This is a genomic window from Stenotrophomonas sp. YJH_SMC_138, assembly GCF_059369855.1.
The window spans coordinates 70,132-96,798 of record NZ_JCAFTB010000008.1; the positions used below are offsets into that span (position 1 = coordinate 70,132).

At 68.0% G+C, this 26,667-nt stretch carries 25 protein-coding genes; 8 read left to right on the forward strand and 17 right to left on the reverse strand.

Features of this window, described 5'->3' with window-relative positions; all coding sequences use genetic code 11:
- The first annotated feature begins 47 nt into the window (after positions 1 to 47).
- Complete coding sequence (locus AC5P7I_RS16345; RefSeq protein ID WP_014035467.1) at positions 48 to 914, forward strand: methylglyoxal synthase; 867 nt, start codon at positions 48 to 50, stop codon at positions 912 to 914.
- 325 nt (positions 915 to 1,239) lie between these two features.
- Here AC5P7I_RS16345 and AC5P7I_RS16350 read toward each other — a convergent pair whose 3' ends face one another.
- Genes AC5P7I_RS16350 through ttcA form a run of 3 tightly spaced genes read right to left on the reverse strand, consistent with a single transcriptional unit; the run spans position 1,240 to position 3,941 of the window.
- The gene (locus AC5P7I_RS16350) at positions 1,240 to 2,019 is read right to left on the reverse strand and encodes a M48 family metallopeptidase (protein ID WP_262087904.1); all 780 of its coding nucleotides are present in this window, start codon (positions 2,017 to 2,019) and stop codon (positions 1,240 to 1,242) included.
- Positions 2,020 to 2,078: 59 nt separating this feature from the next.
- A complete protein-coding gene (locus tag AC5P7I_RS16355; RefSeq protein WP_005411825.1) occupies positions 2,079 to 2,984 on the reverse strand; it encodes a recombination-associated protein RdgC in 906 nt (301 codons plus the stop codon).
- Positions 2,985 to 3,020: 36 nt separating this feature from the next.
- Entirely contained in the window at positions 3,021 to 3,941 is a 921-nt protein-coding gene (gene ttcA / locus AC5P7I_RS16360) for a tRNA 2-thiocytidine(32) synthetase TtcA (protein ID WP_032962383.1), read from the reverse strand.
- Positions 3,942 to 4,032: 91 nt separating this feature from the next.
- Between ttcA and AC5P7I_RS16365 the strand changes: the two genes are divergently transcribed.
- A complete protein-coding gene (locus AC5P7I_RS16365) occupies positions 4,033 to 4,236 on the forward strand; it encodes a YdcH family protein (RefSeq protein WP_032962381.1) in 204 nt (67 codons plus the stop codon).
- A gap of 100 nt (positions 4,237 to 4,336) precedes the next feature.
- Here the strand turns inward: AC5P7I_RS16365 and plsB are convergent, their stop codons facing one another.
- The 5 genes from plsB to AC5P7I_RS16390 form a co-directional block, all read right to left on the reverse strand.
- Positions 4,337 to 6,973 carry a glycerol-3-phosphate 1-O-acyltransferase PlsB gene (plsB, locus tag AC5P7I_RS16370; protein ID WP_032962379.1) on the reverse strand — a complete coding sequence of 879 codons (2,637 nt, stop codon included), beginning with the start codon at positions 6,971 to 6,973 and terminating at the stop codon, positions 4,337 to 4,339.
- Positions 6,973 to 7,926, reverse strand: a complete 954-nt coding sequence (locus tag AC5P7I_RS16375) for a hypothetical protein (RefSeq protein WP_014645453.1) — start codon at positions 7,924 to 7,926, stop codon at positions 6,973 to 6,975. Before AC5P7I_RS16375 ends, plsB begins: the two co-directional genes overlap by 1 nt.
- A gap of 316 nt (positions 7,927 to 8,242) precedes the next feature.
- Positions 8,243 to 9,064, reverse strand: a complete 822-nt coding sequence (locus tag AC5P7I_RS16380; protein WP_164077854.1) for a trypsin-like serine protease — start codon at positions 9,062 to 9,064, stop codon at positions 8,243 to 8,245.
- Positions 9,065 to 9,282: 218 nt separating this feature from the next.
- Positions 9,283 to 10,008, reverse strand: coding sequence for an orotidine-5'-phosphate decarboxylase (pyrF, locus tag AC5P7I_RS16385; RefSeq protein WP_164077855.1), 726 nt, complete (start codon positions 10,006 to 10,008; stop codon positions 9,283 to 9,285).
- Positions 10,005 to 10,928, reverse strand: coding sequence for a 5'-nucleotidase, lipoprotein e(P4) family (locus AC5P7I_RS16390; protein ID WP_032962372.1), 924 nt, complete (start codon positions 10,926 to 10,928; stop codon positions 10,005 to 10,007). Before AC5P7I_RS16390 ends, pyrF begins: the two co-directional genes overlap by 4 nt.
- Before the next feature lie 101 nt (positions 10,929 to 11,029).
- Here AC5P7I_RS16390 and AC5P7I_RS16395 point away from each other — a divergent pair, with 101 nt between their 5' ends.
- Positions 11,030 to 11,680 (forward strand): YceH family protein, encoded by a 651-nt coding sequence (locus AC5P7I_RS16395; protein ID WP_046427683.1) that lies wholly within the window; start codon positions 11,030 to 11,032, stop codon positions 11,678 to 11,680.
- A gap of 131 nt (positions 11,681 to 11,811) precedes the next feature.
- Here AC5P7I_RS16395 and AC5P7I_RS16400 read toward each other — a convergent pair whose 3' ends face one another.
- Positions 11,812 to 12,336, reverse strand: coding sequence for a GNAT family N-acetyltransferase (locus AC5P7I_RS16400; RefSeq protein WP_032962369.1), 525 nt, complete (start codon positions 12,334 to 12,336; stop codon positions 11,812 to 11,814).
- Between the two features lie 83 nt (positions 12,337 to 12,419).
- Positions 12,420 to 14,396 (reverse strand): UvrD-helicase domain-containing protein, encoded by a 1,977-nt coding sequence (locus tag AC5P7I_RS16405; RefSeq protein ID WP_495222169.1) that lies wholly within the window; start codon positions 14,394 to 14,396, stop codon positions 12,420 to 12,422.
- 99 nt (positions 14,397 to 14,495) lie between these two features.
- Here AC5P7I_RS16405 and AC5P7I_RS16410 point away from each other — a divergent pair, with 99 nt between their 5' ends.
- Genes AC5P7I_RS16410 through AC5P7I_RS16420 form a run of 3 tightly spaced genes read left to right on the forward strand, consistent with a single transcriptional unit; the run spans position 14,496 to position 16,563 of the window.
- The gene (locus AC5P7I_RS16410; RefSeq protein WP_014645443.1) at positions 14,496 to 15,167 is read left to right on the forward strand and encodes an SEL1-like repeat protein; all 672 of its coding nucleotides are present in this window, start codon (positions 14,496 to 14,498) and stop codon (positions 15,165 to 15,167) included.
- 37 nt (positions 15,168 to 15,204) lie between these two features.
- On the forward strand, positions 15,205 to 15,933 hold the full coding sequence (locus AC5P7I_RS16415; protein WP_032962363.1) for an SEL1-like repeat protein: 729 nt from the start codon (positions 15,205 to 15,207) through the stop codon (positions 15,931 to 15,933).
- Between the two features lie 9 nt (positions 15,934 to 15,942).
- Positions 15,943 to 16,563 carry a thymidine kinase gene (locus tag AC5P7I_RS16420; protein WP_014645441.1) on the forward strand — a complete coding sequence of 207 codons (621 nt, stop codon included), beginning with the start codon at positions 15,943 to 15,945 and terminating at the stop codon, positions 16,561 to 16,563.
- Between the two features lie 541 nt (positions 16,564 to 17,104).
- On the opposite strand, the gene AC5P7I_RS16425 is transcribed toward AC5P7I_RS16420, so the two are convergent.
- The 5 genes from AC5P7I_RS16425 to AC5P7I_RS16445 all read right to left on the reverse strand — a co-directional run bounded on the left by AC5P7I_RS16425 (position 17,105) and on the right by AC5P7I_RS16445 (position 22,252).
- Positions 17,105 to 18,709 carry a glucan biosynthesis protein gene (locus tag AC5P7I_RS16425; protein WP_164077257.1) on the reverse strand — a complete coding sequence of 535 codons (1,605 nt, stop codon included), beginning with the start codon at positions 18,707 to 18,709 and terminating at the stop codon, positions 17,105 to 17,107.
- Positions 18,710 to 18,814: 105 nt separating this feature from the next.
- Positions 18,815 to 19,627, reverse strand: a complete 813-nt coding sequence (mutM, locus tag AC5P7I_RS16430) for a bifunctional DNA-formamidopyrimidine glycosylase/DNA-(apurinic or apyrimidinic site) lyase (RefSeq protein ID WP_014645439.1) — start codon at positions 19,625 to 19,627, stop codon at positions 18,815 to 18,817.
- Positions 19,628 to 19,703: 76 nt separating this feature from the next.
- Positions 19,704 to 20,522, reverse strand: coding sequence for a hypothetical protein (locus AC5P7I_RS16435; RefSeq protein ID WP_164077258.1), 819 nt, complete (start codon positions 20,520 to 20,522; stop codon positions 19,704 to 19,706).
- Between the two features lie 198 nt (positions 20,523 to 20,720).
- Complete coding sequence (locus tag AC5P7I_RS16440) at positions 20,721 to 21,053, reverse strand: EF-hand domain-containing protein (protein ID WP_164077259.1); 333 nt, start codon at positions 21,051 to 21,053, stop codon at positions 20,721 to 20,723.
- Positions 21,050 to 22,252, reverse strand: a complete 1,203-nt coding sequence (locus tag AC5P7I_RS16445; RefSeq protein ID WP_164077260.1) for a DesA family fatty acid desaturase — start codon at positions 22,250 to 22,252, stop codon at positions 21,050 to 21,052. Before AC5P7I_RS16445 ends, AC5P7I_RS16440 begins: the two co-directional genes overlap by 4 nt.
- Positions 22,253 to 22,403: 151 nt before the next feature.
- On the opposite strand from AC5P7I_RS16445, the gene AC5P7I_RS16450 reads away from it, so the two are divergent.
- A complete protein-coding gene (locus tag AC5P7I_RS16450) occupies positions 22,404 to 23,225 on the forward strand; it encodes an ABC transporter ATP-binding protein (RefSeq protein ID WP_164077261.1) in 822 nt (273 codons plus the stop codon).
- Between the two features lie 130 nt (positions 23,226 to 23,355).
- Here AC5P7I_RS16450 and AC5P7I_RS16455 read toward each other — a convergent pair whose 3' ends face one another.
- Together AC5P7I_RS16455 and AC5P7I_RS16460 are read right to left on the reverse strand one after the other, a co-directional pair.
- Entirely contained in the window at positions 23,356 to 24,558 is a 1,203-nt protein-coding gene (locus AC5P7I_RS16455; RefSeq protein ID WP_046427650.1) for a DUF4785 domain-containing protein, read from the reverse strand.
- Positions 24,559 to 24,569: 11 nt separating this feature from the next.
- The gene (locus tag AC5P7I_RS16460) at positions 24,570 to 25,448 is read right to left on the reverse strand and encodes a hypothetical protein (RefSeq protein WP_032962353.1); all 879 of its coding nucleotides are present in this window, start codon (positions 25,446 to 25,448) and stop codon (positions 24,570 to 24,572) included.
- Between the two features lie 258 nt (positions 25,449 to 25,706).
- On the opposite strand from AC5P7I_RS16460, the gene AC5P7I_RS16465 reads away from it, so the two are divergent.
- Entirely contained in the window at positions 25,707 to 26,546 is an 840-nt protein-coding gene (locus tag AC5P7I_RS16465) for an acid phosphatase (protein WP_049408886.1), read from the forward strand.
- Positions 26,547 to 26,667 lie beyond the last annotated feature (121 nt).

Below are 26,667 nucleotides of genomic sequence, written 5' to 3' on the forward strand. Positions count from 1 at the left end.
GAATGCCGACATACACTGCCGCTTCTACCCGTCCTACGGAGCGCTCGATGCGTATCGGCCTGGCTGCCAACCGTCTCCATCACCACGATGCGCGCGCGGCGCTGTTCCGCTGGCTGCGTGCCAGCGAGGCAGGCCTGCGCGAACTGGGGGTGTCACTGCACGCGGTCGGGCGCACCCACGATGCGATCGAACGGCAGGGATTCCTGGCCGGCTACGGCGGCCTGCACCGGTATCCCTACGGGCGCGAGGGAGGCCTGATGAAGCTGGTGGCCGAAGTGGTCGGCATGGGGCCGGAGCGGACACTGGACGGTGCGATCTACCTGATCGACCCGGTCGATCCGTCCTCGGTGTTTCCGGAAGCAACCGCGCTCAAGCGGCAGTGCGTGATCCACGGCAAGCCGTTCATTTCAACCGTGGCCACTGCACGCGACTGGATCGAGGTGGAGCGCATCCACGCCGGGCTGGCTGCCGACACCGGTGCCGACGACCTGCATGCCTTCCAGGGGCAGACGCTGGCGCTGATCGCGCATGATGCGATGAAGCCGGCGATGCTGGCCTTCGCTGACGAGCACTTCGATGTGCTGGCCCGGTTTGGCCAACGCGTTGCGACGGGCACCACCGGGCAGCGCTTGAACGAGCTGGCCTGGAGCCGGGGTTGGCCCAGCGATACGCCGTGGGTGACGCGTTACCAGAGTGGCCCGATGGGCGGCGATGCACAGATTGCCGACCGGGTGCTGGAGGGGCGCTGCCAGCGCGCGATCTTCTTCGAGGACCCGCATGTGGCACGCCAGCACGAGGCCGATATCCAGCTGCTGGAGCGCGCGGTGACGACGGTGACCGACCAGGCGGTGTGCATCACGGCGCCGCGGGTGGCGGCACGCTGGGCGGCAGCGGCGGCGTTGCGGGCGGGGTGAGGGTTTCGGCCAACGGCTGAGCCCCTCGTGGTGGGTCGTTCAAATCAGAAGCCGTGCTCTGCCGGGCGGGGTGGATTGCGCAGGGGTCGCTGCAAGTACGTCCTTGCAAGCTCGGTCGCCGCATCCATGCGGCTCACGCCCCTGCGCAACCCACCCCGCCCGGCCACGGACAGTTTCCTGTGTGCCCATCACGGAAGAAAGAAGGAAGAGCAGGAGCGGGTCGCGCGCTGCGCGCGCTTTTGTAGAGCCGAGCCATGCTCGGCTGCTGTCGATCGCGAGGGCTGGATATCCGCGCCACGCGCGTCAGCCGAGCATCGGCTCAGCTCTACAGCAGCTGGCGAAGCATCGCCTTCAGCCTGCGCCCTTCCAGCTGGAAGTAGTCGCGCTGCTCGCGCCACGCGGGGAAACGTTGTTCCACTTCGTGCCAGAACGCGGGCGAATGATTCGGCTGGATCAGGTGGCAGAGTTCGTGCACCAGCACATACTCGAATGCTTCAGGGCGCCCCAGCACCAGTGCCAGGTCCAGTGCCATGCTGCCGTCCGGCGCCAGCGAGCCCCACTGCGAAGACATCACCTTCAGCCGCAGGCGGCTGGGTGCACGTGGCAGGGTGGGCAGGTACTTCGGCAGCCAGCGGCCGACATCGGCGCGGGTCTGTGCTTCGTAGAACTCGCGCAGCAGGCGGCGCAGGGTGGCATCGCCGGCACGGGTCGGCCACTGCACGCAGGCGCCGTGTTCGTCGATCTCCAGCCGCGCATAGCGGCCTTCCTGCCAGCGCAGCGGCAACAGGTCGCCGCGCAGTGGCAGCACGCCGCCCTCGCCCGGCTGCAACGGGGCGGGCAGGCCCTGGCTCTGGTACTGGCGCAGCTGCAGCGCCAACCAGTCGCGGTGCTGTTCCAGGAATCGCTCGCCCATCACCAGGCTGGCCCGCGGCGGCAGCGTCAACCGTGCGCCGCGCTCGTCCACGCTCAGCTTGATCCGGCGCGCGCGCGGATCGCGCACGCGCAGCACCTCGATCTCGGCATCCTCCAGGCGCAGGCGAACGGTGTCGCGCTGCACGGTAGCGGGCGGGGTCGGGCTGATCAGGCGGCGCAGCAGACGGCTCATGCGCCCAGCATAGCGCTGCTTCGGGCCGCCGGATGACCGGCGGCCCACAGGGTGCCTGTTCAGTCAGCCTTGCTGAGCTTGAACGCTTCTTCCAGCAACAGGAACAGGCGGCGGATCTCGGCGCTCTGCAGGGCGAAGCGGGCGTCGAACTCGGCGCGGCGGCCGTCTTCGTCGGCATGCTCCAGCTGGTCCAGTGCGCCGTCGAGGAACTTCAGCTTGCGCACGATCAGGTCGTCGCCGATCACGAAGGACAGGTTGTCCTCGAAGATCAGCGCCAGCTTGGTCACCTGCTTGCCGGCGTCCAGGTGCTTGTCGATCTCGTCGCAGCGCAGTTCCTGGTGCTGGCACTTGACCACGGCGCCGCCTTCCACCGGATCCTTCATCTCGCACTCTTCGCCCAGGCTCAGCCCGGTCGGCAGCGGCTCGCCGGCGATCCAGCCGGTCAGGATCGAACGCGGTGCGACTTCGGCGTTCAGCGGCATCGCCGGGAAGCTGCCGAGCAGGCCGCGGATGTCGGACATGAAGTACTCGCCGGTCTTGCGGCTGGAGGTATCCACCGCCACGTAGCCGTGCTGCAGGTCGATGAAGGCATCATTGCGCGAGGACTTCACGAAGGCGCGCGGCAGCAGTTCATGCAGCAGGTCGTCCTTCATCCGCTTGCGCTCGCGGCCACCCGGGCGGCGGCCTTCCTTCTCCTCGATCTCCTCCAGCTTGCGCTCGAGCAGGTCGTTGACCACCGCCGCCGGCAGGATCTTGTCCTCGCCGCCCACGGTCAGCCACAGGTGTTCGGCGATGCGGTGGGAGAGCAGTTCCTTCTCCTCGCGGCCGAACGGCGAGATGAAGCCGCGCGAATTCATTTCCAGCGCGCCGACCGGCTTCAGCAGGGCGTGCGGCAGCAGGGTGTCGACTTCGGAAAAATCGGTGGTGGTCGGGAAACGGAAGAACGTCAGGTTGCGAAAGAACATGGAATTCCGGATGGCGAAGAGGAAGGGCGCCCGACCTTAAACGGTGGGCGTCTCGGGATCTGCGTCGGCGTCGGCCGGGGAGCCGGCCAGCCAGGCATGGGCGTCGGGCAGCGGCGCGTCGTCGCGACGGCCCAGCGCCATGAAGTCGAACAGGGTGGTGTCGGCCAGCTGCGAGGGCCGGACTTCACCCATGGCGCGCGCGATCTGCTCGATGCGGCCCGGGTGGTCCTTTTCCCATTGCTTCAGCATCAGGCCGACCTGGCGGCGCTGCAGGTTCTCCTGGCTGCCGCACAGGTTGCAGGGAATGATCGGGAACCGGCGTGCCTGCGCGTACTCGACGATGTCACTCTCGCGCACGTAGGCCAGCGGCCGGATCACCACGTGCCTGCCGTCGTCGCTGCGCAGCTTCGGCGGCATGCCCGACAGCTTGGCGTGGTGGAACAGGTTCATGAAGAACGTGGCCACCATGTCGTCGCGGTGGTGGCCCAGCGCGATCTTGGTGAAGCCATGGGTCTCGGCGTAGTTGTACAGCGCGCCACGACGCAGGCGCGAGCACAGCGAACACATGGTCTTGCCTTCCGGGATGACCCGGCTGACCACCGAATAGGTGTCCTGCTCGATGATGTGGTACGGCACGCCCAGGCCTGCCAGGTATTCCGGCAGCACGTGCTCGGGGAAGTCCGGCTGCTTCTGGTCCAGGTTCACCGCCACCAGCTCGAACGGCACCGGCGCCTTCTTCTGCAGCTGCAGCAGCACGTCCAGCAGGGTGTAGCTGTCCTTGCCGCCGGACAGGCACACCATGACCTTGTCGCCGGCCTCGATCATGCCGAAGTCGGCAATCGCCTCGCCGACCTGGCGGCGCAGGCGCTTGGCCAGCTTGTGCTGCTCGCGCTCGGCCACGCGCGGATCGCGGGCGGCGCGCGGTGGGGGATCGGGAAGGGAAATCACGGCACTCATGGGTTCCATTCTAACGGCTCGGAGCCGCCCCGGCCGGGGATCGGGATTCCCCTCTCCCGGCGGTCATCATCGCTGTGTATGCTCGGAGGCTGTGGACACCTACAGCCCCGCCGAGATCGTCGAGCGCCTCGTCGCCCTGCGCGCCGAGCACCGCCTGCTGGATGAACAGATCACCCGCATGGCCGCCAACGGCGAGGACGAGCTGGAGTCCAAGCGCCTGAAGCGGCGCAAGCTGCAGCTGAAGGACTGCATCGCCAGGCTGGAAAGCCTGCAGATTCCCGACGAGCCGGCCTGAGCGGTGGCCCATCCACGCATGGCGTGGACCTACTGCTTCGCCCCGGTAGATGCCAACCTTGGTTGGCATGTCGTTCGCCGGGCAGGACCCGGCGCTGCCTTCAATCCTGCGGCGCAGGCTCGTCCGGGCGGGCCGCTTCCGGGCTGACCCGTTCGATGGTGTGGCGCAGCTCACGGCCCAGGATGAACTTGGCATCCTTGGCCCAGGCATCCAGGCGCTCGTCGAACAGCAGCTTGCTGTTCTCGTCCGGCCACACCAGGCGCAGTTCGCGCAGCTTCTGGATGAAGCCACGGAACAGGGACTTGTCGAAGAACTCCGGCGCGGCCGGCGCATAGAGCAGGCTCAGCCGCTGCGCGGCCTGCTGGCACAGGCTTTCCAGCTCGGCAGCGCCGAGCACGCCGGGGCCGTTCTTCACCAGCACCGAGATGGCAATGTAATAGCGCTCGAACGCCTGCTGCAGCGAATGGCCGATCGCGCGCAGGCGGAACACCTCGTCGGTCTGCCCGGTGTTGCGCGCCAGGATGCCGCCGTCGTCATCGTTGACGTTCTGCAGCAGGCCCTCGCGCACGAACACATCGATGGTCCGGTCGATGCGCTGGGCGAACTCGTCCTCGCTCCACGGCAGGAACAGCTCGGCCTGGAGGAACGGGTACACCGTACGGCCCAGCTGGACCAGGCCGGTGCGGCTCATGCGGCGGTTGTTCTGGAAGCAGCAGGCCACCCACGACGAGGCGGTGAACAGGTGCACCACGTTGTTGCGGAAGTAGCTCAGCAGCACTGCGGTGTCGCCACTGACGCTGAGCACATCGCCCAGCGGGTGCTTGATGCGGGTGAGGACGTTGATTTCCTCGGCGTGGGCGATGATCCGCTCCGGCGAGTGCGGCGTCACCGTCACCCGGTCCGAGTACGGCATCTCGACCAGCAGGGTCTTGCACAGTTCGATCTGCGCGATCAGGTCGGCCTCGCCCATCGCGTGCTTCGGCGTGGACAGCAGGGCCAGCGCCAGCAGGTTGATCGGGTTGACGTCGGCGGCGCCATTGATGCGCACCTGGATGCGTTCGGCCAGCGTGTCCACCGTGGTCGACAGCCAGGCAGGCTTTTCGTCCTCGGACACCGCCTCGCCCTTCCACTCCGGCGCCTTCTCGGCCAGCACGTCGTTCAGCGCGATCGGCTCGCCGAAGTTCACCACCACCTGGCCATAGTTCTGCTTGAGCACCTTGGGGATGCCCCACAGCAGCGACCAGATCGATTCCTTTTCCTTCGGCCGGCCGGACAGTTCGTCCAGGTAGCTGCCGCCTTCCATCAGCTTCTCGTAGCCGATGTAGATGGGCTGGAACAGCACCGGCTTGCGCGGCTGGCGCAGGAACGCGCGCAGCGTCATCGAGATCATGCCGCCCTTGGGCTGCAGCAGCCGGCCGGTACGCGAGCGGCCGCCTTCGACGAAGTACTCCAGCGAGTAGCCGCCGGCCACCAGCTGCGCGACGTATTCGCTGAGCACCGCCGAGTACAGCGCGTTGCCACGGATCGAGCGGCGGATGAAGAATGCACCGCCCTTGCGCAGCAGGGTGCCGACCACCGGCAGGTTCAGGTTGATGCCGGCCACGATGTGCGGCGGCACGATGCCACGGTCGTACAGCAGGTAGGACAGCAGCAGGTAGTCCATGTGGCTGCGGTGGCTGGGCACGTAGACCACTTCGTGCCCCGGCGCGGCGGCCTTGAACTTGTCCAGGTGGTGCACCAGCACGCCCGCATAGATGCGGTTCCACACGTGGCTGAGCATGAAGCTGGCCGAGCGCACTACCGGGCTGGAATAGTCCGCAGCGATTTCCCAGGCGTAGGCGTGTGCCTTCTTCCAGGCATCGGCCGGCTTTGAGTTGTCGCGCTTGGCCTGTGCGGCGATCGCTTCGCGTACCGGCTCGGCGGCCAGCACCTGGTCCACCAGCAGGCGCCGGGTCGACAGGTCGGGGCCGATCACCGATTCACGGATGCGTCGGAAGTGCGTACGCAGCACGCGCTGCAGCTTGCGCACCGTGCGCTCCGGCTCCAGGCCTTCATCCACGGTGTTGCGCAGGGAGATCGGCGGGGCGAAGCGGACGATGGTGCTGCGGCCGTTGAGCAGCACCGCCAGCAGGCGACGGAAGCGGCCGACCAGTGCCCAGTTTTCCGAGAACAGCACCGCGAACCAACCGCTCTGCTTGTCCGGGGCGCGGCCGACGAAGATCGACACCGGCACCAGGTGCACGTCCAGGTCATCGCGCACGCGGTGCGCCTGCAGGACCTTGGCCAGCGAGTCGGAGTGGGTCTTGGCGCCGCGCTGCTCGGGAATCAGCGAGTTGCTGGAGCTGCGCCGCGACAGCGCCAGGTAGGCGCGCTTGCGGCCGGTCGGGTCACCGGCCAGCGGCACCAGCGGCGACGGCAGGCCGGCCTGGCGGCAGGCCTTGTCCAGGATCAGCGCGTTGGACAGGCCGTAGTCTTCCAGCACGTACATGACCGGGCGGCCATCGTTGTACTGGCCCGGGTCTTCCGGTTCGATCTTCAGCGACAGCCACGGCTCGACCAGACGGCCGAGCAGGCGAGCCCACAGCGGGCGGCGGCCGGCCGGACGCGCGTGCGCGGGCGGCGGTACCGGGTTCGGGCCGGTACCGGTCGAGGGGGACGCCGGCACCGTATCGGCGGGCGTCGACTGGGATTCTTCGCCGGGGAACGGCAGCGGGTTCTGTTTCGACATCGGCGCCATTATGGCTTAGGCGGCGGCGTTGCCGCTTCCCCACCTTCGGCGGGGGCTTCAGCGGCTGCCGGCGACGCGGCCGCGCGGGCCGCGTCGGCCTTGCGCAGCAGCGCGTCGGTGTCGGCCAGGGTACGGGTCAGGTACCAGTGGCCCTCGCGCCGGCTCAGTGGCAGCTGCAGGCTCATCTCGCGGCCGGCCAGGTCGTAGTGCAGGCGTACCAGCGCATTGTCGCCTTCCACCGAGAGCAGCTCGCCCCGCACGCTGCGAAGCGCGTCATCCACGCCCAGCCCGTAGCTGCCAAGCACCGCCTTGAGGGTGTGGATGAACGGCGCCAGCTGCTGCAGGCTGCCCTCCATGCCAGCCGCCTGCAGGCCAGCCTCGTCATCGAAGCCGACCTTGCCGGCCGCGCCGACCAGCGCGGCGATGGTGCTGCGTGCACGGGCGCGGTCACTGATCGGCGCGCCCTGCGCCCAAACGGCAAGGGTTTCGACCAGGGCGATGTAATGGGCCTGCTGGCCGGGCGTGTAGCCCTTCTGATGGCGCAGGTACTGCACCCCGAAATTGCCCATCGACTGCGCGGCCTGGCGCACGGCGCTGGCCTGGCCGGCCAGCTGGCGGTCGAAGCTGCGCTGCAGTTCGGTGCTGGCATCGGGCTTGCGCAGCGCGGCCAGCATCGGCAGCAGCTGGTCCCCCAGCGGCAGCTCGGTCAGCGGCCACTGGCTGTGTCCCTCCGCCCAGGCCTGCTGCAGCCGCTGATACTGGCCTGGCGGTACCGACAGCTTTGCGTAGCCGACCAGATCATCTTCGGCCAGGCGCAACGCCATCGCCTGCACCGCAGCCACCGGCTCGGCCGCTGGCCTGGCCGGATCGTTCACAGACTCGCGGCATGCCGCAACGGCCAGCAGCAGCATCGCCGCCAGCCCCCATCCACGCGCAGACCTTCCTCGCACCGCCACGCTCATGCACTCGGACTCCCCGGACCGGCCCGCATCTTGCGGCCTGCGACGTGACAGCGGCAAGCCGGGCGGTCACGTTTCCAACCAAGGGGGTCAGATCCCTTCTGCCGGCAGGCAGAAGGGATCTGACCCCAGAACCACCAGCGGGATAAAAAAAGAGCCCGGATCACGGGGATCACAGGCTCTTCAAACCGGCACGGGGCCGGAGGACAGTGTTGTGGCACATGTCCGGTCCGAGGACCGGATGGCGGCGATCCTACGCTGCCCTTCAAGTTAAGGCAACACTTCACGTAATGCCATGTATGTATTTGATTTTATTGAATCAATCGTGCTGCCAGACGGATTCAATGAAATCTACGGCGTGTTTTTCGGCGATTCGGGCATAAATCCCCGGATAGCCGGCCAGCGCGCAGCCCTCGCCCCAGCTGACGATGCCGAACTGGGTCCAGCCCTCACGCAGGCGCAGCAGCAGCGGCCCGCCGGAGTCCCCCTGGCAGCTGTCGATGCCCTCGCGGCCGGCGCAGATCACCTTGCCGCGCGACAGTTCCCCGCCGTAGGCCTGCTGGCATTCATCGAATGCCACGAACGGCACCTGCACGGTCTGCAGCTGGGTCGGGTAGACCCGGCCATCGCCGATGTCGGTGTCGCCCCAGCCGATCACGGTGAATTCGCGGCCCGGCTTGAGATAACTGGCGTCGGGCCGCAGCCGCAGCGCCACCGGCTGTGCACCGTCCAGGGGGGCGTTGAGCTGGATCAGGGCCACGTCGTGCTCCAGCGAGTTGCCGCTGTTGAATGCCGGATGGACGTGGATCGCCTTGACGTTGGAGGCGCGGGGCGAGGCTTCGGTCGACAGGGCCGCCGCGTTGCCGACGATGGCGATGCCGCCCGGCGCTTCCCCCTGCATGCAGTGCGCGGCGGTCAGCACCCACGAAGGCGAGATGAGGGTGCCCCCGCAGAAGTGGCGGTCATGATCCGAATCGCCGTCGAAGATGCCCTGGATGCTGACCATGAACGGGTACTCGCCAGCCGGCGCTGCTTCACCGCCGATGATGCGCGGTGCTTCGCGCACCTGTGGCGCAGCGAAGGCGGGTACGGCGGACGCGGCCAACAACAGGCCGATGAACAAAGAGGTGCTGCGATACATATCCCTGTACTCCTCTATCAATGGTTGGAACCGGCGCGGCCGCGGTCCGTGCCGGTGCATCGATTGGGAAGCAGGGATGAAGCCTGCAGCGCGAACGCGCGCACAGTTTCGGTGCAATGCGCTGCCTGCGACAGTCGCAGGCCAACAATTGCGAACGCCATCCCGCATGGATCGGAATGGCGTTCGTGGTGCCGGCGTGACCGGCGTCAGCGGTGGGCTCAGCGTGCAGCCAGAGCCGACGCGATTTCCTGCTGGATTGCCCGCGCAGCGGCCTGCGGATCAGCCGCCAGGCGGATCGGGCGTCCGACCACGATGGCGTCGGCGCCATCGGCGAAGGCCTGGGCCACGCCAACGGTGCGCTTCTGGTCATCGCCGACCGGACCACCGGGACGGATGCCCGGACAGACGATCGAGAACCCGCTACCGGTCGCGGCACGGATCGGTGCAGCCTCCTGGCCCGAGGCGATCACGCCATCGACGCCCGCTGCCTGGGCGGCCAACGCGCGTTCGACCACCACGTCCACCGGCTCGCGGTCGACGCCCATCTGCGCCAGATCGGCGCGCCCCATCGAGGTCAGCACGGTCACCGCCAGCAGGCGCATGTCGCTGCTGTTGGCGGCCGCGCAGGCCTCCATCATCGCCGGGTGCCAGCCATGGATGGTGGCGTAGCTGACCGGCCACTGCGACAGGCGCTTGATCACCGCTGCAGCGGTCGCCGGGATGTCGAAGAACTTCAGGTCGACGAACACGCGCTTGTCGCGGCGGGCCAGCTCGTCCAGCACGTGGAAGTACTCGCCGGAGGCGAGCAGTTCCATGCCGATCTTGTAGAACGCCACGCTGTCACCAAGGCGATCGACCCAGTCCAGTGCCTGCACGCGATCAGGTACGTCCAGCGCGAAGATCAGGCGCTCATCGGCGCGCAACGGCAGCGGTGCGCGGCTCACGGGGCGTAGTCCAGGGCGGCGCGCTTGGCGTCGTGGCGGGCCTGGCGCGACTGGCTGTAGTCGTTGTTGAACTGCGCCGGCTCGAAGCCGCCGTAGGTCGGGTTCGGCAGCATCCACCAGCGCTCGCCGAACCAGTCGTGGTACTGCTGCAGCAGCGCGTCACGGCCGTCGTTGGTGTTGGCGGTCACTTCGACGAAGTCACCCAGCTGGTCGCCGAACTGCATCAGCACGCGGTACTTCTGCCCTGCCAGGCGGCGGCGGCAGTTCTTCTCGCTGCCGGCCTGCTCGCAGCCCGGCACCACCGTGCCCAGGCCAAGGAACACGCTGTCGTCGGCCACCGGCAGGCCCTGCTCGCGCAGGTTGGCCAGGGTCGCGTCCTTCAGGTGCACGGCGCGGTTGGAGATGTAGAGCAGGGTCACGCCCTTGGCATTGGCGGCCTTGGCGAAGTCGACCACGCCCGGGATCGCCTTGGCCTTCTTTTCGGCTACCCACTGGTCCCAGGTCAGTTCGTCGTATTCCTTGCCGTCGCGCACCAGGCGCGCCTGGTAGGGCGAGTTGTCCAGCACGGTCTCGTCCACGTCCAGCACCACGGCCGGCTTCAGGCCCTTGGCGTCGTTGCCGCGCTCTTCCGGCACCAGCGCATCCCAGTGGGCTTCCTTCAACGCCGCATCCAGGTGGTCGGCGGCGGCGCGGTAGGTCTGCTCGGTGATCGCCCTGTACTCCTGCGCGCGCTGCATCCACAGCACTGCGTTGAGGTTGTCGTTGGCGGTGGCATCGAGCGCGCCGTCGGCCTTGGCGGCGGCAGCGGGCGCCTGCGGGGCCGCGGCTTCGGCGGCGGGCGCCTCCACGCGCTTGCAGGCGGACAGGCCCAGCGCCGCAGTGGCGAGCAGGGTCAGGGACAGGGAAACGGGACGACGCATGGATTCACCGGCAATCAGATATACCGGCGCATTTTACCGGCAAAGCCGGCCCCGGGACGGCTATGCTTGGCGGTTGACCCGTTGCCCTTCCGGAGGCCGCCATGACCGATTCCGCCCAGACCCCTGACGTCCCCCTGCTCGACGCCGTGCAGGCCCGCCTGCTGGGCTGCCTGGTGGAGAAGGAGGCGACCACCCCGGACACCTACCCGCTGACGGTCAACGCCGCCCAATCGGCGGCCAACCAGAAGACCGCGCGCGAGCCGGTGATGAACGTGGACGCTGGTAGCGTGCAGCACGCGCTGCGCCAGCTGGAGGCGTTGGGCCTGGCCCGCCAGCACTTCTCCTCGCGCGCCGATCGCTACGAACACCGCCTGCAGGCCGCGCTGGACCTGACCCGGCAGCAGACCGTGCTGCTGGCGCTGCTGCTGCTGCGCGGTCCACAGACGCTGGGCGAGCTGGTCACGCGCAGCGAGCGCCTGCACCGCTTCGCCGACACCGACGAAGCCCGCCATGCCATCGAGCGCCTGCAGCAGCGTGCCCTGCTGGTAGTGCTGCCGCGTGCCAGTGGCCAGCGCGAAGACCGCTACATGCACCTGCTGTGCGGCGAGGTGGATGGCGCGGCGCTGGCGGCGAAGTACGCCAGCAGCAGCGGCAGCAGCGATGCGGCCGACCCGGGCCTGGCCGAGCGCGTGGCCCAGCTGGAAGCGGCCGTGGCCGAGCTGCAGGCACAGCTGGCCGAACTGCGCGTCTGAAGCAATCTACTGGGGTCGGATCCCGCAAGGCGGGCTCTGACCCCAGTGCTATCCCGGGTTGCCGGCCAGCGGCCGGCACTACCGGATGTCCTGCCGATGCAGTGCAGACCAACTGTCGGCACCCACCATGATCAAACCTCGGCCGCGCCCGGCGTGGCATACAGCCGGCTCGGGCTGTCCACGCCCGGCAGCTGGATCACCCCGCGTTCCTGCATGCCCAGGCCCAGCAGGATCTTTCCGGACACCACGTTGTCCAGGTCGGTGATGCCATACAGATCGTGCAGGCCCAGCGCTCCGCGTGCATGCGCGAACACTGCCCGCGCCGCCTCGCCGGCATAGCCCTGCCCGGCAAATTCCGAAAGCACCGCATAGCCGATATCTGGCCCCGGCAGGCCATCACGCCGCACCAGCCCGGCGTTGCCCAGCCAGGCACCATCGGACAAGCGCTCGATGGCATACATGCCGAACCCGTTCAACGCATAGCTGTGCAGCACCCGCAGCGCGATGTACTCCCGCGCCTGCGCCTCACTGCGCACATCACGGTCGCCGATGAAGCGCAGGAAACCCGGATCGTTCAACAGCGCCAGCATCGGCACCGCATCGCGATCAGGTTCGATCGCACGCAGGCGCAGGCGTTCACTTTCAATCGGATGCACGCGCAGACCTCCAATGGAAAACCGATTGTAGAGCCGTGAGCTGGGATCGGATCCCTTCCCATCGGGAAGGGGTCCGGCCCCGGTCAATCGAACAACGCCTCGATCGCCGCCAACCCGGCACTCGCCCGCTCCTTCTTCCGCGCCGCATCGGCCACCGGGTCGGCACCGTCGCGCTGGATCTCCTCGGCCGGGATCTCCTCGAAGAACCGGCTTGGCTTCAACCGCACATGTTCGCCGAACTTGCGCGTCAGCTTGCTGTAGCTCATCCACAGCTGGATCTTGGCGCGGGTAATGCCCACGTACAGCAGGCGCCGTTCTTCCTGCAGGTTGCCCTCGTCCAGGCTGACCTGGTGCGGCAGCACGCCGTCCTCGCAGCCGACGATGAACACGTACGGGAATTCCAGGCCCTTGGAAGCGTGCAGGGTCATCATGCGCACCTGGTTGCCGCCCTCGTCCTTGTCGCTGCGCGACAGCAGCGCCAGCTGGCCGGCCAGGTCGGCGGCGGTTGCACCGCGCGGGCCGCCCTCGAACCACTGCGCCAGTTCCTCGATGTTGTTTGCGCGGCGCTGGTAGCTGGCCTCTTCCTTGGCCTGCTGGCGCAGCTCGCTCAGCAACCCGGATTCCTTGGCCACCTTGCGGATCATGTCGCCGGACGTCACCTGGCGCATCTGTGCACGCAGGTCGCGCAGGATGTCGGTGAAGCGCGCCAGGCTGTTGGCCGCGCGCGGTGGGAGCTGCTGCAGGGCACCGATGGTTTCGGCCACATGCGCCATCGGCATGTCTTTCTCCTGCGCCAGTTCGGCCAGCCTGGCCAGCGTGCCGGCACCGACATCGCGCTTGGGTGACTGCACCGCACGCATGAACGCGGTGTCGTCGTCCGGGTTCACCAGCAGGCGCAGCCAGGCCAGCGTGTCCTTCACTTCCTGGCGCTCCAGGAACATGGTGCCGCCGGTCAGGTGATAGGGAATGCGCAGCAGCTGCATCGCCTTTTCCAGCGGGCGCGACTGGAAGTTGCCGCGGAACAGGATGCAGAAGTCACTCCACGGCACGTTGCGCGATTGCGCCACGAAGGCGATCTCGGCGGCGACCTTCTCCGCTTCATGTTCGCTGTTGCGGCATTCCCACACGCGGATGCGTTCGCCGTCGGCCTGGTCGCTCCACAGCTTCTTCAGGTGCTCATGCGGATTGTTGGCGATCAGCGCGTTGGCGGCGCGCAGCACGCGGTTGGAGCAGCGGTAGTTCTGCTCCAGCTTGATGATTTCCAGCGTGGGGTAATCGCGCCCCATCTGCTGCAGGTTTTCGGGATTGGCGCCGCGCCAGGCGTAGATCGACTGGTCATCGTCGCCGACGCAGGTGAAGTTGCCCTTCTCGCCGGCCAGCTGCTTGAGCAGGCGGTACTGCGCGTCGTTGGTGTCCTGGCATTCGTCCACCAGCAGGTAGCCGATGCGCTCGCGCCAGGCCAGCGCGATCTCCGGGTTCTCTTCCAGGATCTGCACCGGCAGGCGGATCAGGTCGTCGAAGTCGACCGCATTGAACGCGGTCAGCCGCAGCTGGTAGCGCTCGTAGACGCTGGCCGCTTCCTTCTCGCGGTTGCTGCGCGCGGCGGCCATCGCCTGTTCGGGCGACAGGCCAGCGTTCTTCGCGCGCGACACCAGGTTCTTCATGTCCTCGATGTCATCGGGCTTGGCGCCGTACATCAGGTCCTTGATCTGCGCGGCGGCATCGTCGGCATCGAAGATCGAGAAACCGCGCTTCAGGCCCACCGCGGCATGTTCGATCTGCAGGAACTTCAGGCCCAGCGCATGGAAGGTACAGATGGTCACCTCGTCGGCGTCCTGCTCGCGCAGGCGCTTGGCCACGCGCTCGCGCATTTCCTTGGCCGACTTGTTGGTGAAGGTGATCGCGGCGATGCGGCGGGCCGGGTAGCGGCCACGGCCGATCAGATGGGCAATCTTCTCCACGATCACGCGCGTCTTGCCGCTGCCGGCGCCGGCGAGCACCAGCAACGGGCCTTCGACGTGCAGGACCGCGGCAGCTTGGGGAGGATTCAGACCGTGCATGGGGACAGGATTGTAGCGGGGTGCCGGCAGGCCCACCTGACTTGCATGGCGCCCGCCCGTAAGGTATTGAATCGGCACCGGAACACAGGAGCGTGGTCCATGTCCCCGACTGTCATCGCCCGTCCGCTTGCGGCCGCCCTGCTCGGCCTGCTGGCCCTGCCTGCGGCCGGGTCCGGCCCGCCGCCGCGCACGGATGCCTATGAAGCGATCGTGCTGCAGTCGCACGAGTTCCTCGTCTACCATCCGGACCTGCGCTTCCGTGGGCTCGGCATGCAGGCCCGCGAACGGGGCCGCCACGAAGAAGCCCGCATCGACTTCCGCAATGCCGCGCGCTACGGCGACAAGCTGTCACAGGCAGCGCTGGCCGACATGCTCTGGAACGGGCAAGGCGGCCCGGCTGACCGCGCCCTGGGCTACGCGTGGATGGACCTGGCGGCCGAGCGCGGCACCGAGTGGCTGGTGGTGCAGCGTGAACGCTTCTGGGAGGCGCTGTCCGCCGACGAACGCGAGCGCGCGGTGCGCGAGGGCCGCGCGCTGTACGCCGAGTTCGGTGACCCCGCCGCCACACCGCGGCTGGAACGCGAACTGCGCGCCGGCAGCATGCAGCAGACCGGCAGCCGCGCCGGCTGGAGCGGCGCCATGCGCAGCCAGGGCCGCGGCGATGCCGGGCCGCGCGTGCTGCAACCGGAGAAGCACCAACTGGCTCGTTACTGGGATCCGGTGGCCTACCGGCAATGGCAGGACGAGGCGTTGGCGAAGTCGGGGCGATGACGTTGGTTTTTCCATGGCCATGGCCAGGAGGGCGATCATGAAGGCGAAACACGCTCCACTCTGCCTGTTGCTGCTTCTGTCGACGGCCGCTGCCGTCGCCGCAAAGGAATGTCCGGTTGAGGCCCCGCGACGGATTCCGCCCACCGTCCTGACCGGAGGGTTTTTCGATTCGCACCCGGACCTCTTCTGGCGAAGCATGGCCCAACGGGCCGAACAGGATAAACAGCCCGCCAGGGCCCTGGTCTACTACAAACGCTCGGCACGCTACGCCGACAAGTTCTCCCAGGCAATGGTGGCAAGGCTGTACCAGGAGGGTATCGGCACTGCGCCGGACCCGGTGATGGCCTACATCTGGATGGACCTGGCCGCCGAGCGCATGTACCACGACTTCCTGGTCCTGCGGGAACACTACTGGGCACGCCTTGATCCGCTGCAGCAGGCACAGGCGATCGAGCGCGGCCAACAGGTATACGCCGACTATGGCGACCGCGTAGCCAAGCCCCGCATGGAACGGGCGCTCAGCGACGGGCGCCGGCAGATCACCGGCAGCCGCGTCGGCTACGTGAGCTCGGCCCTGGTCGTCGTGCAGCGCCGCGGCGACGAGCAGGGCATCGCAACGCCAGGCAACATCGTCTACGACAACGACTACTGGAAGGCCGCCGACTACTGGTGCCTGCAGGACAACTACTGGCGGCCAGCGCTTGCGCCCAGCATCGAGATCGGTGCACCGCAGCAGATCCGCGACGGCGGGCCGGGGGGCGACTAGAATTGGCCGATGGCCAAGCTCTACTTCTACTATTCGGCGATGAACGCCGGCAAGACCACCACTCTGCTGCAGAGCGCACACAACTACCGCGAGCGCGGCATGCGGGTGGCGATCCTGACCCCGCGCCTGGACGACCGCGCCGGCGCCGGCGTGGTCGCCTCGCGGATCGGCCTGCGCGCCGATGGCATGGCCTTCGACCGCGATACCGACCTGCAGCGCTGGGTGGAGCAGGATCTGGCGGCCAACGGCCCGATGGGCTGCGTGCTGGTGGACGAGGCGCAGTTCCTGACCCGGGCCCAGGTCTGGCAGCTCAGCGAGGTAGTCGACCAGCTGCGAATTCCGGTGCTGTGCTACGGGTTGCGTACCGACTTCCGCGGCGAGCTGTTCGAGGGCAGCCAGTACCTGCTGGCCTGGGCCGACGAGATGCAGGAAATCAAGACCATCTGCCACAGCGGCAAGAAGGCAACGATGACGGTACGCGTGGACGAACATGGCCATGCGGTGAAGGATGGCCCGCAGGTGGAGATCGGTGGCAACGACCGCTACGTGTCGGTCAGCCGTGCCGAGTTCAAGAAGATCACCCGCGGTGAAGGGCGGATCGATCCGGCGCAGGCGCCCCTGCCGCTGTAAGGGGTGTTCTTTTGCAGGGCTTGCAGCCCTGCACCCGCGGTAGTGCCGGCCGCTGGCCGGCAACAGCAACAGCAAGAGCTGGCATTGCGTGTGATGGCGGGGCGGTGTCGGACTGCGGGGACGCTGCAAGTACGTCCCTGTAAGCTTGGCAGCCGCATCCATGCGGCTGACACCCCGCACTCCGACACCGCCCCACCTCTGACAGTTGGCCGCGGCTGTTGGTAGGTGTCGACCTTGGTCGACACATCTGTCAGATATCGAATGAAATTCCGGGGTCAGATCCGTTTTCCTTCGTAAAACGGATCTGACCCCATGAGCAATTCCGACAGATCGCGGCGATCTGTCGAAGGCGGGGTGGGTCCGGTGGCGGGAGTGTTCGCGGCATGGATGCCGCGACCAAGCCCCCAGGGAAGGGTTTACGGCGTCTCCCGCCGCCGGACCCACCCCGCCTACCCTCAGGAAACCAGCTTCTGCTTCGGCTGTTGCTGTTGCTCTGGCCTCTGCAGGTGCAGGGCTGCAAGCCCTGCAAACCCAACCCCTCTTAGTACAGCGTGCGCTCCGGCGCACCCGCCGGCGGCGGGGTGAACTGGTACAGCCAGGTTTCCGTAAGCGTCTTGCCACCACTGCGCAGGAACAGGCGGATGTCGATCTGCTCGGTACTGCCTTCCGGCGGCACCAGGTCGAACATCGCGCGATAGCCGTTGATCTCGCGCAGCGGGCGCGCCGACACGATCTCGACCCGGCCACGGCTGGCTTCCACCACCGCCTCGACCTCACCCTTGTCGATCAGGCTGGCCAGCTCGCCCCCTTCGAAGTCCACCGCGAAGCGCCAGCTGAAGTACTCGCGCTTCTTGCCGACCACACCGCCCAGGCCGGTGCGGCTGGCTACGCAGTGCGCCAGCGGCGGGCGCGCCGGCGGTTCGGCGCCCCAGTACAGGCGGTAGCCGACCAGCAGCTCCTGGCCCGGCTGCGGCTTTTCCTTCGGGTTCCAGAACGCCACGATGTTGTCGAACGTCTCGTCCACGGTGGGAATCTCCACCAGCTGCACCGAGCCCTCGCCCCATTCGCCCTTCGGCTCCACCCACAGGCACGGGCGCTTCTCGTAGAACACGCCGTCGTCCTGGTAATGGTCGAAATTGCGGTCGCGCTGCAGCAGGCCGAAGCCGCGCGGGTTGCGGTCCACGAACATGTTGAAGCGCAGGTTGCGCGGGTTCAGCAGCGGCCGCCAGATCCATTCGCCAGCGCCGGTCCACAGCGACAGGCCATCGGTATCGTGGATCTCCGGGCGCCAGTCCCATGCCATGCGGCGGTCGTTCTCGCCCACTTGGTACATGCTGGTGCACGGTGCGATGCCGAGCCGCTCGATCGGCTTGCGCGGGTACAGCGCGCTGTCGATGTCCATCAGCAGCACGTCGCCATTGGTGATCGCGAAGCGATAGGCGCCAGCCACGCTGGGTGAATCCAGCAGGCCGTAGACCACGATCGTGTCCGAATCAGCCGATGGCTGTTCCAGGTAGTAGGCGATGAAATCCGGGAATTCCTCCGGCTTGCCCATCCCGGTGTCGATCGCCAGGCCGCGCGCGGACTGGCCGTACTGGCCTTCCTTGCCTACCGCGCGGAAGTAGCTGGCGCCGAGGAAGGCGGCGAAGTCGCGGTCAGTGTCCTTGCGGGTGTTCAGGCGGAAGCCGGCGAAGCCGAGGTCGGCCGGCAGCTCGCCATCCTTGATGCCGCTCTTGCCGTAGTTGAACGCCGCGCCGTCATAGGCCAGTTCCTGCGCCTTGCCGTCGACCACGTCGAACATGCGCACCGGCGAATGGAAGTACAGGCCCAGGTGGAAGAACTTGGCCTGGAACTTGCCGGGCTGGTCGGCCCACAGCGCATGGTCCTGGCGGTAGCCGATCGACTGGTACTGGTCCCAGTCCAGTCCTTCCAGACGGCCCGGCAGCACCCGCTTGTGGCTCTTGTAGGGCGCCTGCGCCAGCGCGCGCGCCTGGCCCTTCAGGGTAGCGAAGTCGAACGGTTGCGGCTGGCCGAGGCGGCGCAGGCCCATCTGGCCGCTCCTGCTGGCCGCGCACGCGGGCAGGGACGGCAGGCCGAATGCAGCCAGGGCGAGGGAGGCATTGCGGATGAAGTCGCGTCGTTGCATGCAGGCGCGTCAGGCACAGGGAGGAAGGTCGGCCATCATAGGCAGACAAACGTTAACGGGCAGCGGAGACGCGCCCTGCCCGTTCAGCTGCCGCTGGCTGCCGGCTCAGCGCTGGCAGTGGCTGCACCAGACGCTGGCGCGCTGGCCGATGGTGGCGTGCTTCAGCGCGCGGCCACAGTTCGGGCAGGGCAGCCCGTCACGGCCGTACACCAGCAGTTCCTGTTCGAAGTAGCCCGGCGCGCCATCGGGGCTGATGAAATCGCGCAGGGTCGTGCCGCCACGGGTGATGGCATAGCCCAGGATCTCCTTCACCGCGTCGGCCAGCCGCTGGTAGCGTTCGCGCGAGATCTTCCCAGCCTCGCGCAGCGGACTGATGCCGGCCTTGAACAGGCTCTCGGCGGCGTAGATGTTGCCCACGCCCACCACCACCGCCTGGTCCATCAGGAAGGTCTTCACCGGCGCACTGCGGCCACGGCTGCGCGCAAACAGGTAGTCGCCGTCGAATCCCTCGTCCAGTGGCTCCGGGCCCAGCCCCTGCAGCAGCGGGTGGATCTCACCGGCGGGCTGCCAGAGCAGGCTGCCGAATCGGCGCGGGTCGTTGAAGCGCAGCAGGCGGCCGTTGTCCAGACTGATATCCACATGGTCGTGGGCGCGCAGCGGTGTGTCACCCGGCAGCACGCGCAGGCTGCCGGACATGCCCAGGTGCAGCACCGCGCTGCCGATGGCGGTATCCAGCAGCAGGTACTTGGCGCGGCGGCGGATGTCCTCGATGCGCTGCCCCGGCAGCAGCTCGGCCACTTCCGGTGGAATCGGCCAGCGCAGGTCGGCGCGGCGCAGGATCACGCCATGCACGCGGCGGCCCTGCAGGTGCGGCGCCAGGCCGCGGCGGGTGGTTTCGACTTCGGGCAGTTCAGGCATGCAGGGATTCTATCCCCGCTCTGCGGCCGGCACCTGGCCGTCGATGCCGGGGAATGATCCCCGGCATCGACCGGTGTCAGGCGCCCTGGCCGGCGCGCACAGGCTCCGCCGGAACCGGTGCCGCAGCGGCGGGACGGTCCGGGAACAGCGACGGCAGCGTTTCCACGAACCGGGCCAGGCACTGGTCGCTGTAGCGCTCGGCCGTCTGCTTGACCAACGCATAGTCGTCGGCCTGCCAGGCTTCCAGGGGTGCGGCCACCGGTGCGTCGACCTGGCACTGCACGCCTTCGCCACCGACCAGGCGCAACAGCTTGCGGGTATACGGGAAGCCGACGTGCTGGGTCTGGCGCAGCTCGTACTGGGTATCGGCATCGCCCAGTTCCTTGTAGATCAGGGTGAAGCCATCGGCGGTGATCTGCACCGGCCGTACCTCTGCCGGCACGGCGCCCGGATGCGCGGTGAAGTACTCGGCCAGGCGCATGCGCACCTGGTCCTGCAGGTAACCGAGGGCCGGGTTCGGAACGGTCTCCACCCGGGTTCCCTTCAGCTGGTCCTTCTTGAACGAGCTGCCGCCGAGCGTGCCGGAAAACAATGACACGGCAACCTGCGCGGCCACCAGCTTGCCGGTGGTGGAACGCTGCACCAGGCGCAGCGTCTTGTCGCCGACTGGCTGGCCATCCGCGCCCATCTGCAGCTTTACGCTCACCGGCACCCGGCTTTCCCAGGCAGGCAGCTCCGCCACGGCGGCGACAACGCCGGCATCAGCGGCGGGAACGTCTGCAGCCGTCGCCGTGTCGGACGGGGCGGTCGGGGGTGGCTCATTGGCCAGCACAGGCGAGGCGATGACGAGGCTGCCGAGCAGCGCGGCCGCCAGCAGGGGTGGGTTCGATTTCATGGGGGATCCTTGGGTCGTGTCGGGCCAGTGCAGGCGATTCCGTTCGGCATCGATCATCGCAATGGCACCGCACTCCCTTCCATGTCCTTCCCCCTACCGCGATCCATCGCGGTCGACATGCCAGATCGCCTTACCCGTGCGGATCGACCGGTACCCGGGATCGCGTCGAACCCACCATCGGCAGCACGCCGGGAATCTTTAGCGCGGAGGCGCCGCCAGTTCGCGCGCATCCAGGAAACCATCACCGTTGGCATCCTGCTTGTGGAAGCGCTGCACGATCACCTGCCGCTGCTGCTCGCGGCTGATCGCCCTGCCCTTGCCACCGGGCAGCTCCTCGGCCGTCAGCACACCATCACCGTTGCGGTCCATGCGGTCGAAGGCATACAGCATCCACTGCACGTACTCGGCCTCGCTGACCCTGCCGTCGCCATCGCTGTCCATCCGCTGCAGATAGCTGGCGGTGTCGTTGACCTGGGCCAGCGCCGCGCCCGGCAGCAGTGCCGCCAGCAGAAGCCCGTACCCTGCCCTCATGCGCCCACCAGGCTGTAGCCCTTCAAGCGTGCGGCGTAGGCCTGCAACGCCGCGATACCGCTTTCCTCGGCCTCGCGGCACCACGCCTGCAACTGGTGCAGGCGCTCGGCGGCGTCGTGGCCTCGGGCTTCCAGCAACGCCGCCAGCCGCGCGCGGTACTCGACCAGGGTGCGGATGCGCGGGCGCTGTGCCACCCATGCGCTGAGCTGGGCACGGCTGTCCGGCTTCAGCCAGCGACCATCGTTGACCAGTCCACGGCGCAGCCGGCGCGGCAGCAGGCGGCGCAGCTTGGCTCCGGCTTGGGCGGCTTCCTCGCGCAGGGCCGGCATGAACACATTGCGCTGGTAGTCGGTCATCGCCTGGAAGCGATGCGACAGCAGCGCCTTAAGGGTCTCGGCATCGGGCACGGCGATGTTCGGACGCACGTCCATGGCCGGTGCCACCCGCAGCACCTTGGCCAGGCGCAGCGCCTGCAGCAGGCGGATCGCACTCCAGCCGATGTCGAATTCCCAGCGCCGCATCGCGAAGCGCGCCGAGCTGGGGAAGGCATGGTGGTTGTTGTGCAGCTCCTCGCCACCGATCCAGAACCCCCACGGCGTGAGATTGGTGGAGGTATCGGCAGACTCGTAGTTGCGGTAGCCCCACCAGTGGCCCAGGCCGTTGACCACGCCGGCCGCCCAGAACGGGATCCATGCCATCTGGATCGCCCACAGGGCCACGCCGGGCAGGCCGAACAGCACGCTGTTGATCACCAGCAGCAGCACCGGGCCCAGCGTGGGGTGCGGGGTATACAGGTGGCGCTCGATCGCATCGTCCGGGGTACCGCGCCCGTACTGTTCGATGTCCGCGCGCATGCCGCGTGCCTCCCGGTACAGCTCCACGCCGTGCCAGAACACCCTGCCGATGCCGCGGGTGACCGGGCTGTGCGGGTCGTCCTCGGTCTCCACCTTGGCGTGGTGCTTGCGATGGATGGCCACCCACTCGCGGGTGATCATCGAGGTGGTCAGCCACAGCCAGAAACGGAACACGTGGGCAAGCGCCGGGTGGAAATCGACCCCGCGATGGGCCTGGCTGCGGTGCAGGTACAGGGTCACCGAGAAGATGGTGATCTGGGTGAAGACCAGCAGCACTGCCAGCATGGCCCACCACCCCAGGCCGAGCACACCACCGGTCAACAGGGACATCAGGGCATCAGGCATGACGGCTCTCCGGATCGACGCGGGGATGGCAGACATGATGGCCGCTTGCGTTGCAAACTGCATCCCTGCGGCGATGTATCGCATCGCCATCCGTGGCACCGTTCACAGTTGGGGACCTGAGTTGTCGAGCCTTGATCCACGCGCCAGCGCCATGACCGCCGCCCCGCCCGTCGCGGAGCTGCCCCCCTTGATCGAACTGGACCGCGCCACCGTGGTGCGCGGCCAGGTGAAGGTGCTGCACGGGCTCAGCCTGCGCATCGCGCAGGGCCAGCACACCGCCCTGCTCGGCCCCAACGGCTGCGGCAAATCCACCTTCATCAAGCTGATCACCCGCGAACTGTATCCACTGGCGCAGGGCGACGGCACGGTGGCGGTGAAGGTGCTGGGCCAGAACCGCTGGCAGGTGGACCGGCTGCGCTCGCAGCTGGGCATCGTCACCGGCGACCTCAGCAGCAACCTGGCCGACATGCCCGGCCTGACCGTGGAACAGGCGGTGCTGTCCGGCTTCTTCGCCAGCTACGTGGTGCCGGCCTTCCGCGAGGTGACCGCCGACATGCGTGCACGCGTCGGCGAAACGCTGACGATGACCGGTGCCCTGACGCTGCGCGAGCGCGCCTATGCCGAGCTGTCGGCCGGCGAGACCCGCCGCGTGCTGATCGCCCGCGCGCTGGTCAATCGACCGCAGGCACTGCTGCTGGACGAACCCTCCACCGGGCTGGACCTGGTCGCCCGCGAGCAGCTGGTGGCGACCATGCGGGTGCTGGCGCAGCAGGGCATCACCCTGGTGCTGGTGACCCACCACATCGAAGAGATCATTCCCGAGATCGAGCGCGTGGTGCTGCTGCGCGATGGTCGCGTACTGGCCGACGGCACCCGCGCCGAGCTGCTGCGCAACGAACCGCTGTCGGCGGTGTTCGGCGGCGCGATCACCGTATGCGAGCAGGAAGGCCGGCTGACCGCGTACGCGGGGTGATCGACATGCCACTGTAGAGCCGAGCCGATGCTCGGCTGCTCCTGATCACGACAAACAGCAGCCGGGCATCGGCTCGGCTCTACAGGATGCAATGCAGCGGGCCGGATATCCCGGCCCGCCACCGCCGTGCTCAGAACCGCAACGCCAGCGCGCGCGACTCGATCGGTGCCATCCGGCTCTGGTCCTGCAGCTGCAGGTCGCGCAGTTCGTACGGCGCACCGAAACCGGCCGGCAATGCGGCCTGGTCGAACGGCAGCACCAGCTGGCCTGCACCGGGGCCATCGAACCACGCCGCCGCATGTGCCTGCGCGACCGGCTTCAACTGGCCATCGCGGGCCGTGGCGTACAGCGTGCCGCGTGCTTCGTAGCGGCCAGCGGCGGCCACCTGCAGCGGCAGTGCCACCTGGCGGCTGGACGGGTCCGGTGCCGCCTGGCCACTGAAGCGCGCGGTCGGCCGTGCCACCGCGAAAGCCACCTTGCCGTCGCGCAGCACGCCATCGGCCTGGGCGAACACCTGCAGTTCCCACAGCCCCTGCACGCTGCCGAGATCGGCGGGGATGCGCACCTGCGCGCGCAGGCTGCCGTCGGTGGTGCGCAGCAGGCGCTGCGGCCAGCTGCGGCCATCCGGTGCGACCAGCAGGGCTTCACCGCCCAGGCCGCCACGGCGCGATGCCAGCTGCGCGGTGGTGGCGCCGTCTTCCAGCAGGCGTGCCTGCAGCTGCACGTTGCCACCAGCCAGCACCTGCGCCTGGTTGGCCTGCACTTCCAGCCGCAGCGGGCTGTTCGGCTCAAGCACCTGCACCACATAGCGGCCCTGCGCCTGCGTGCTCTGCAGCGTGTACGCACCGGCCGAACTGGTCGCGCCGGTGCGCAGCATGCTGCTGCCATCACTCACCGGCATGCCGGCATCCTGCAGCGCGCGCGCATCGACACTGCGGGCCACGCTGCTGCGGCCGGCCGGGTCGCGCACCTGCAGGGTGTTGGCCGGCAGCGCGCGGGCACCTGCGGCCGGGCTCAGCTGGATCACCGCATCGGGCGCCGTCAGCGGCAGGTCCAGGCCGCGTTGCAGCTGCGTGCCATCGACCTGCTGCCAGTAGCTGCGGCTGACCGAGGCATACGGCGTGGCCGCCTGCAGCGGTTGTGCCGGGTCCAGCGCCCAGGCAAAGGACAGCGGCGCGTGCTCGCTTTCATCGGCGGGCAGCGGCGCGGCCACCAGTGCGGCAGGCACCTGATCGCCCGCGCGGGCGGCCTGCAGCGGCTGCGCGGCCTGCGCTGCGGAAAGGGACAGCACGGCCAGCAAAGCACTGGCCAGCAGGGTGGAATGGTTCGTCATGGTCATCTCCCTCACTGGTTCAGGTCGTTGCGCAGCAGGGTGCCGAGGCCGAAGCACTCGCGCCGGCTCTGGTTGTGGCTGAGTGGTTCGGCGCCCTGGGTGCGTGCCTTGTCGGTGAACCAGGTGGTGCCGGCAGCCTTCTGGCTGCTGCACTCCAGGAAGCCATCGGAGCAGGACGACAGCCAGTTCTGGGTGAACTCCAGGCCGACATTGGCGGCGTAGCCACCGCAGTAGCTGTTGCTGTCCCACACCGCCGATTCCACATCGCTGCCGACCACCGCACGGAACGGTTTGGGCAGCGCCGGGCGACCGGCCGTGCCGTACAGGTTCTGCGCGTTGTAGGTGGCCATGCTCGCCACCTGCTGCTGGCGTACCGCGTCGTTCTTGTAGCCCAGCAGCCAGCCCAGCGACGTTTCGAAGGTATTGCCGTTGAGCACCGCATCGGCCAGCGGCGTGCCCGCCGAGGACGGAGCCAGTGCATTGACCTTGCGCACCGTGCGGATGATCTTCGGATAGCGGCTGTCGTAGGTCGGGTTGGACAGGATCCAGCGCATCACATTGCCGCCGTTGGAGTGGGTGATCACCACCAGCTGGGTGATGCCACGGCTGTCGATGAAGCCGGTCAGCTGGTTGGCCAGGCAACCGGCCGCTTCCGGTTTCCACATGTACTGGGTGAAGTCACAGTTGATGACGACGTAGTTGCTGCTGTTCGGCAGGCCCTGGCGCACGGTGTCGATGATCGCCGGCTGCCAGTAGTCCTGGGTGGCATTGGTCTGCGCGCCGGTGCCATGCACGAAGGCCACGCCGACCACGTCGGCGGCCTGCGCCGGGGCGGTTGCCAGCCCGAGGAGCAGGGCCAGGACGGTACTTCCTGTTGCGGTGCTGCGCATCGCTTCTCTCCCTCTGTCAGTGGATCCCCCCGACCCGGCTGGAACTGGACGGCCTCTCGACCCCGTTGTGTCGATGCTCGCGGCGCAGGCGCGTGAAAGTCCGTGCGCTGCGCCCGGATTCAGGAGACTGACGACACTCGATGACGTTTTTCATACTGCCCCGATGACCATGCCGGGTCTGGCCGTATGACCGATGGCCACTGCGGTGTCGCATACGGGCTGCGATCATGACGCGATGTTTTTCCTCTGGAGCCGTCCATGTCGCTGATTTCCCACACCGCCCGCCCACTGCTCGGTCTCACCGTTGTCGCGGTCCTGGCTGGCTGCGCAGCCACCGCCAGCAAGCCGACCGCCGTCGAAGCCAACATCACCACCAAGGCGGTGGGCTATCTGGACACGAGCGCGGTTCCGGCCAGCCTGGACCTGGTGCCGGCACCACCGGCGGCCGGTTCGGCCGCCCTCGCCCTGGACGAACAGGTCAGCCGTGAAGCCCGCGCGCTGCGTGGCAGCCCGCGCTTCGCCCAGGCCGGCGTCGATGCGGAACTCGGCTTCCCCGAAGGCGCCAACCACTTCTCCTGCGCCGCCGACATCGACGTCGATGCAGTGAAGACCCCGGCGCTGTACCGACTGCTGGAGCGCAGCCGGATCGACGCCAGCGCCGCCACCAAGGCGGCCAAGAACCACTACCAGCGCCCGCGCCCGTTCATGGTCAACGGTGAGCCGACCTGCTCGCCGAAGGACGAGGACGGCCTGCGCAAGAACGGTTCCTATCCGTCCGGCCACACCTCGATCGGCTGGGCCTGGGCCCTGATCCTGTCGGAGATCGCGCCGGACCGCGCCGATGCCATCCAGGCCCGCGGCCGCAACTACGGCGAGAGCCGCCTGGTGTGCAACGTGCACTGGCAGAGCGACATCCTCGAAGGCCGCTTCATGGGCGCGGCCGCCGTGGCCCGCCTGCATGACAACGCTGCCTTCAACAAGGACCTGCTGGCCGCACGCAAGGAGATCGAGGCGGCGCGCAAGGCCGGTCGGCACTCCAGCCGCGACTGCGCCACCGAGAATGCGGTGCTGAAGGTGCGCCCGCAGAGCGCGCTGTAGGCCACGCCTCTGTAGAGCCGAGCCATGCTCGGCTCAGAGCAGCCGAGCGCAGGCTCGGCTCTACACGAAGCAGGAAACCAGAAGGGCCGGCATTGCGCCGGCCCTTCTGCATTGCATCAAC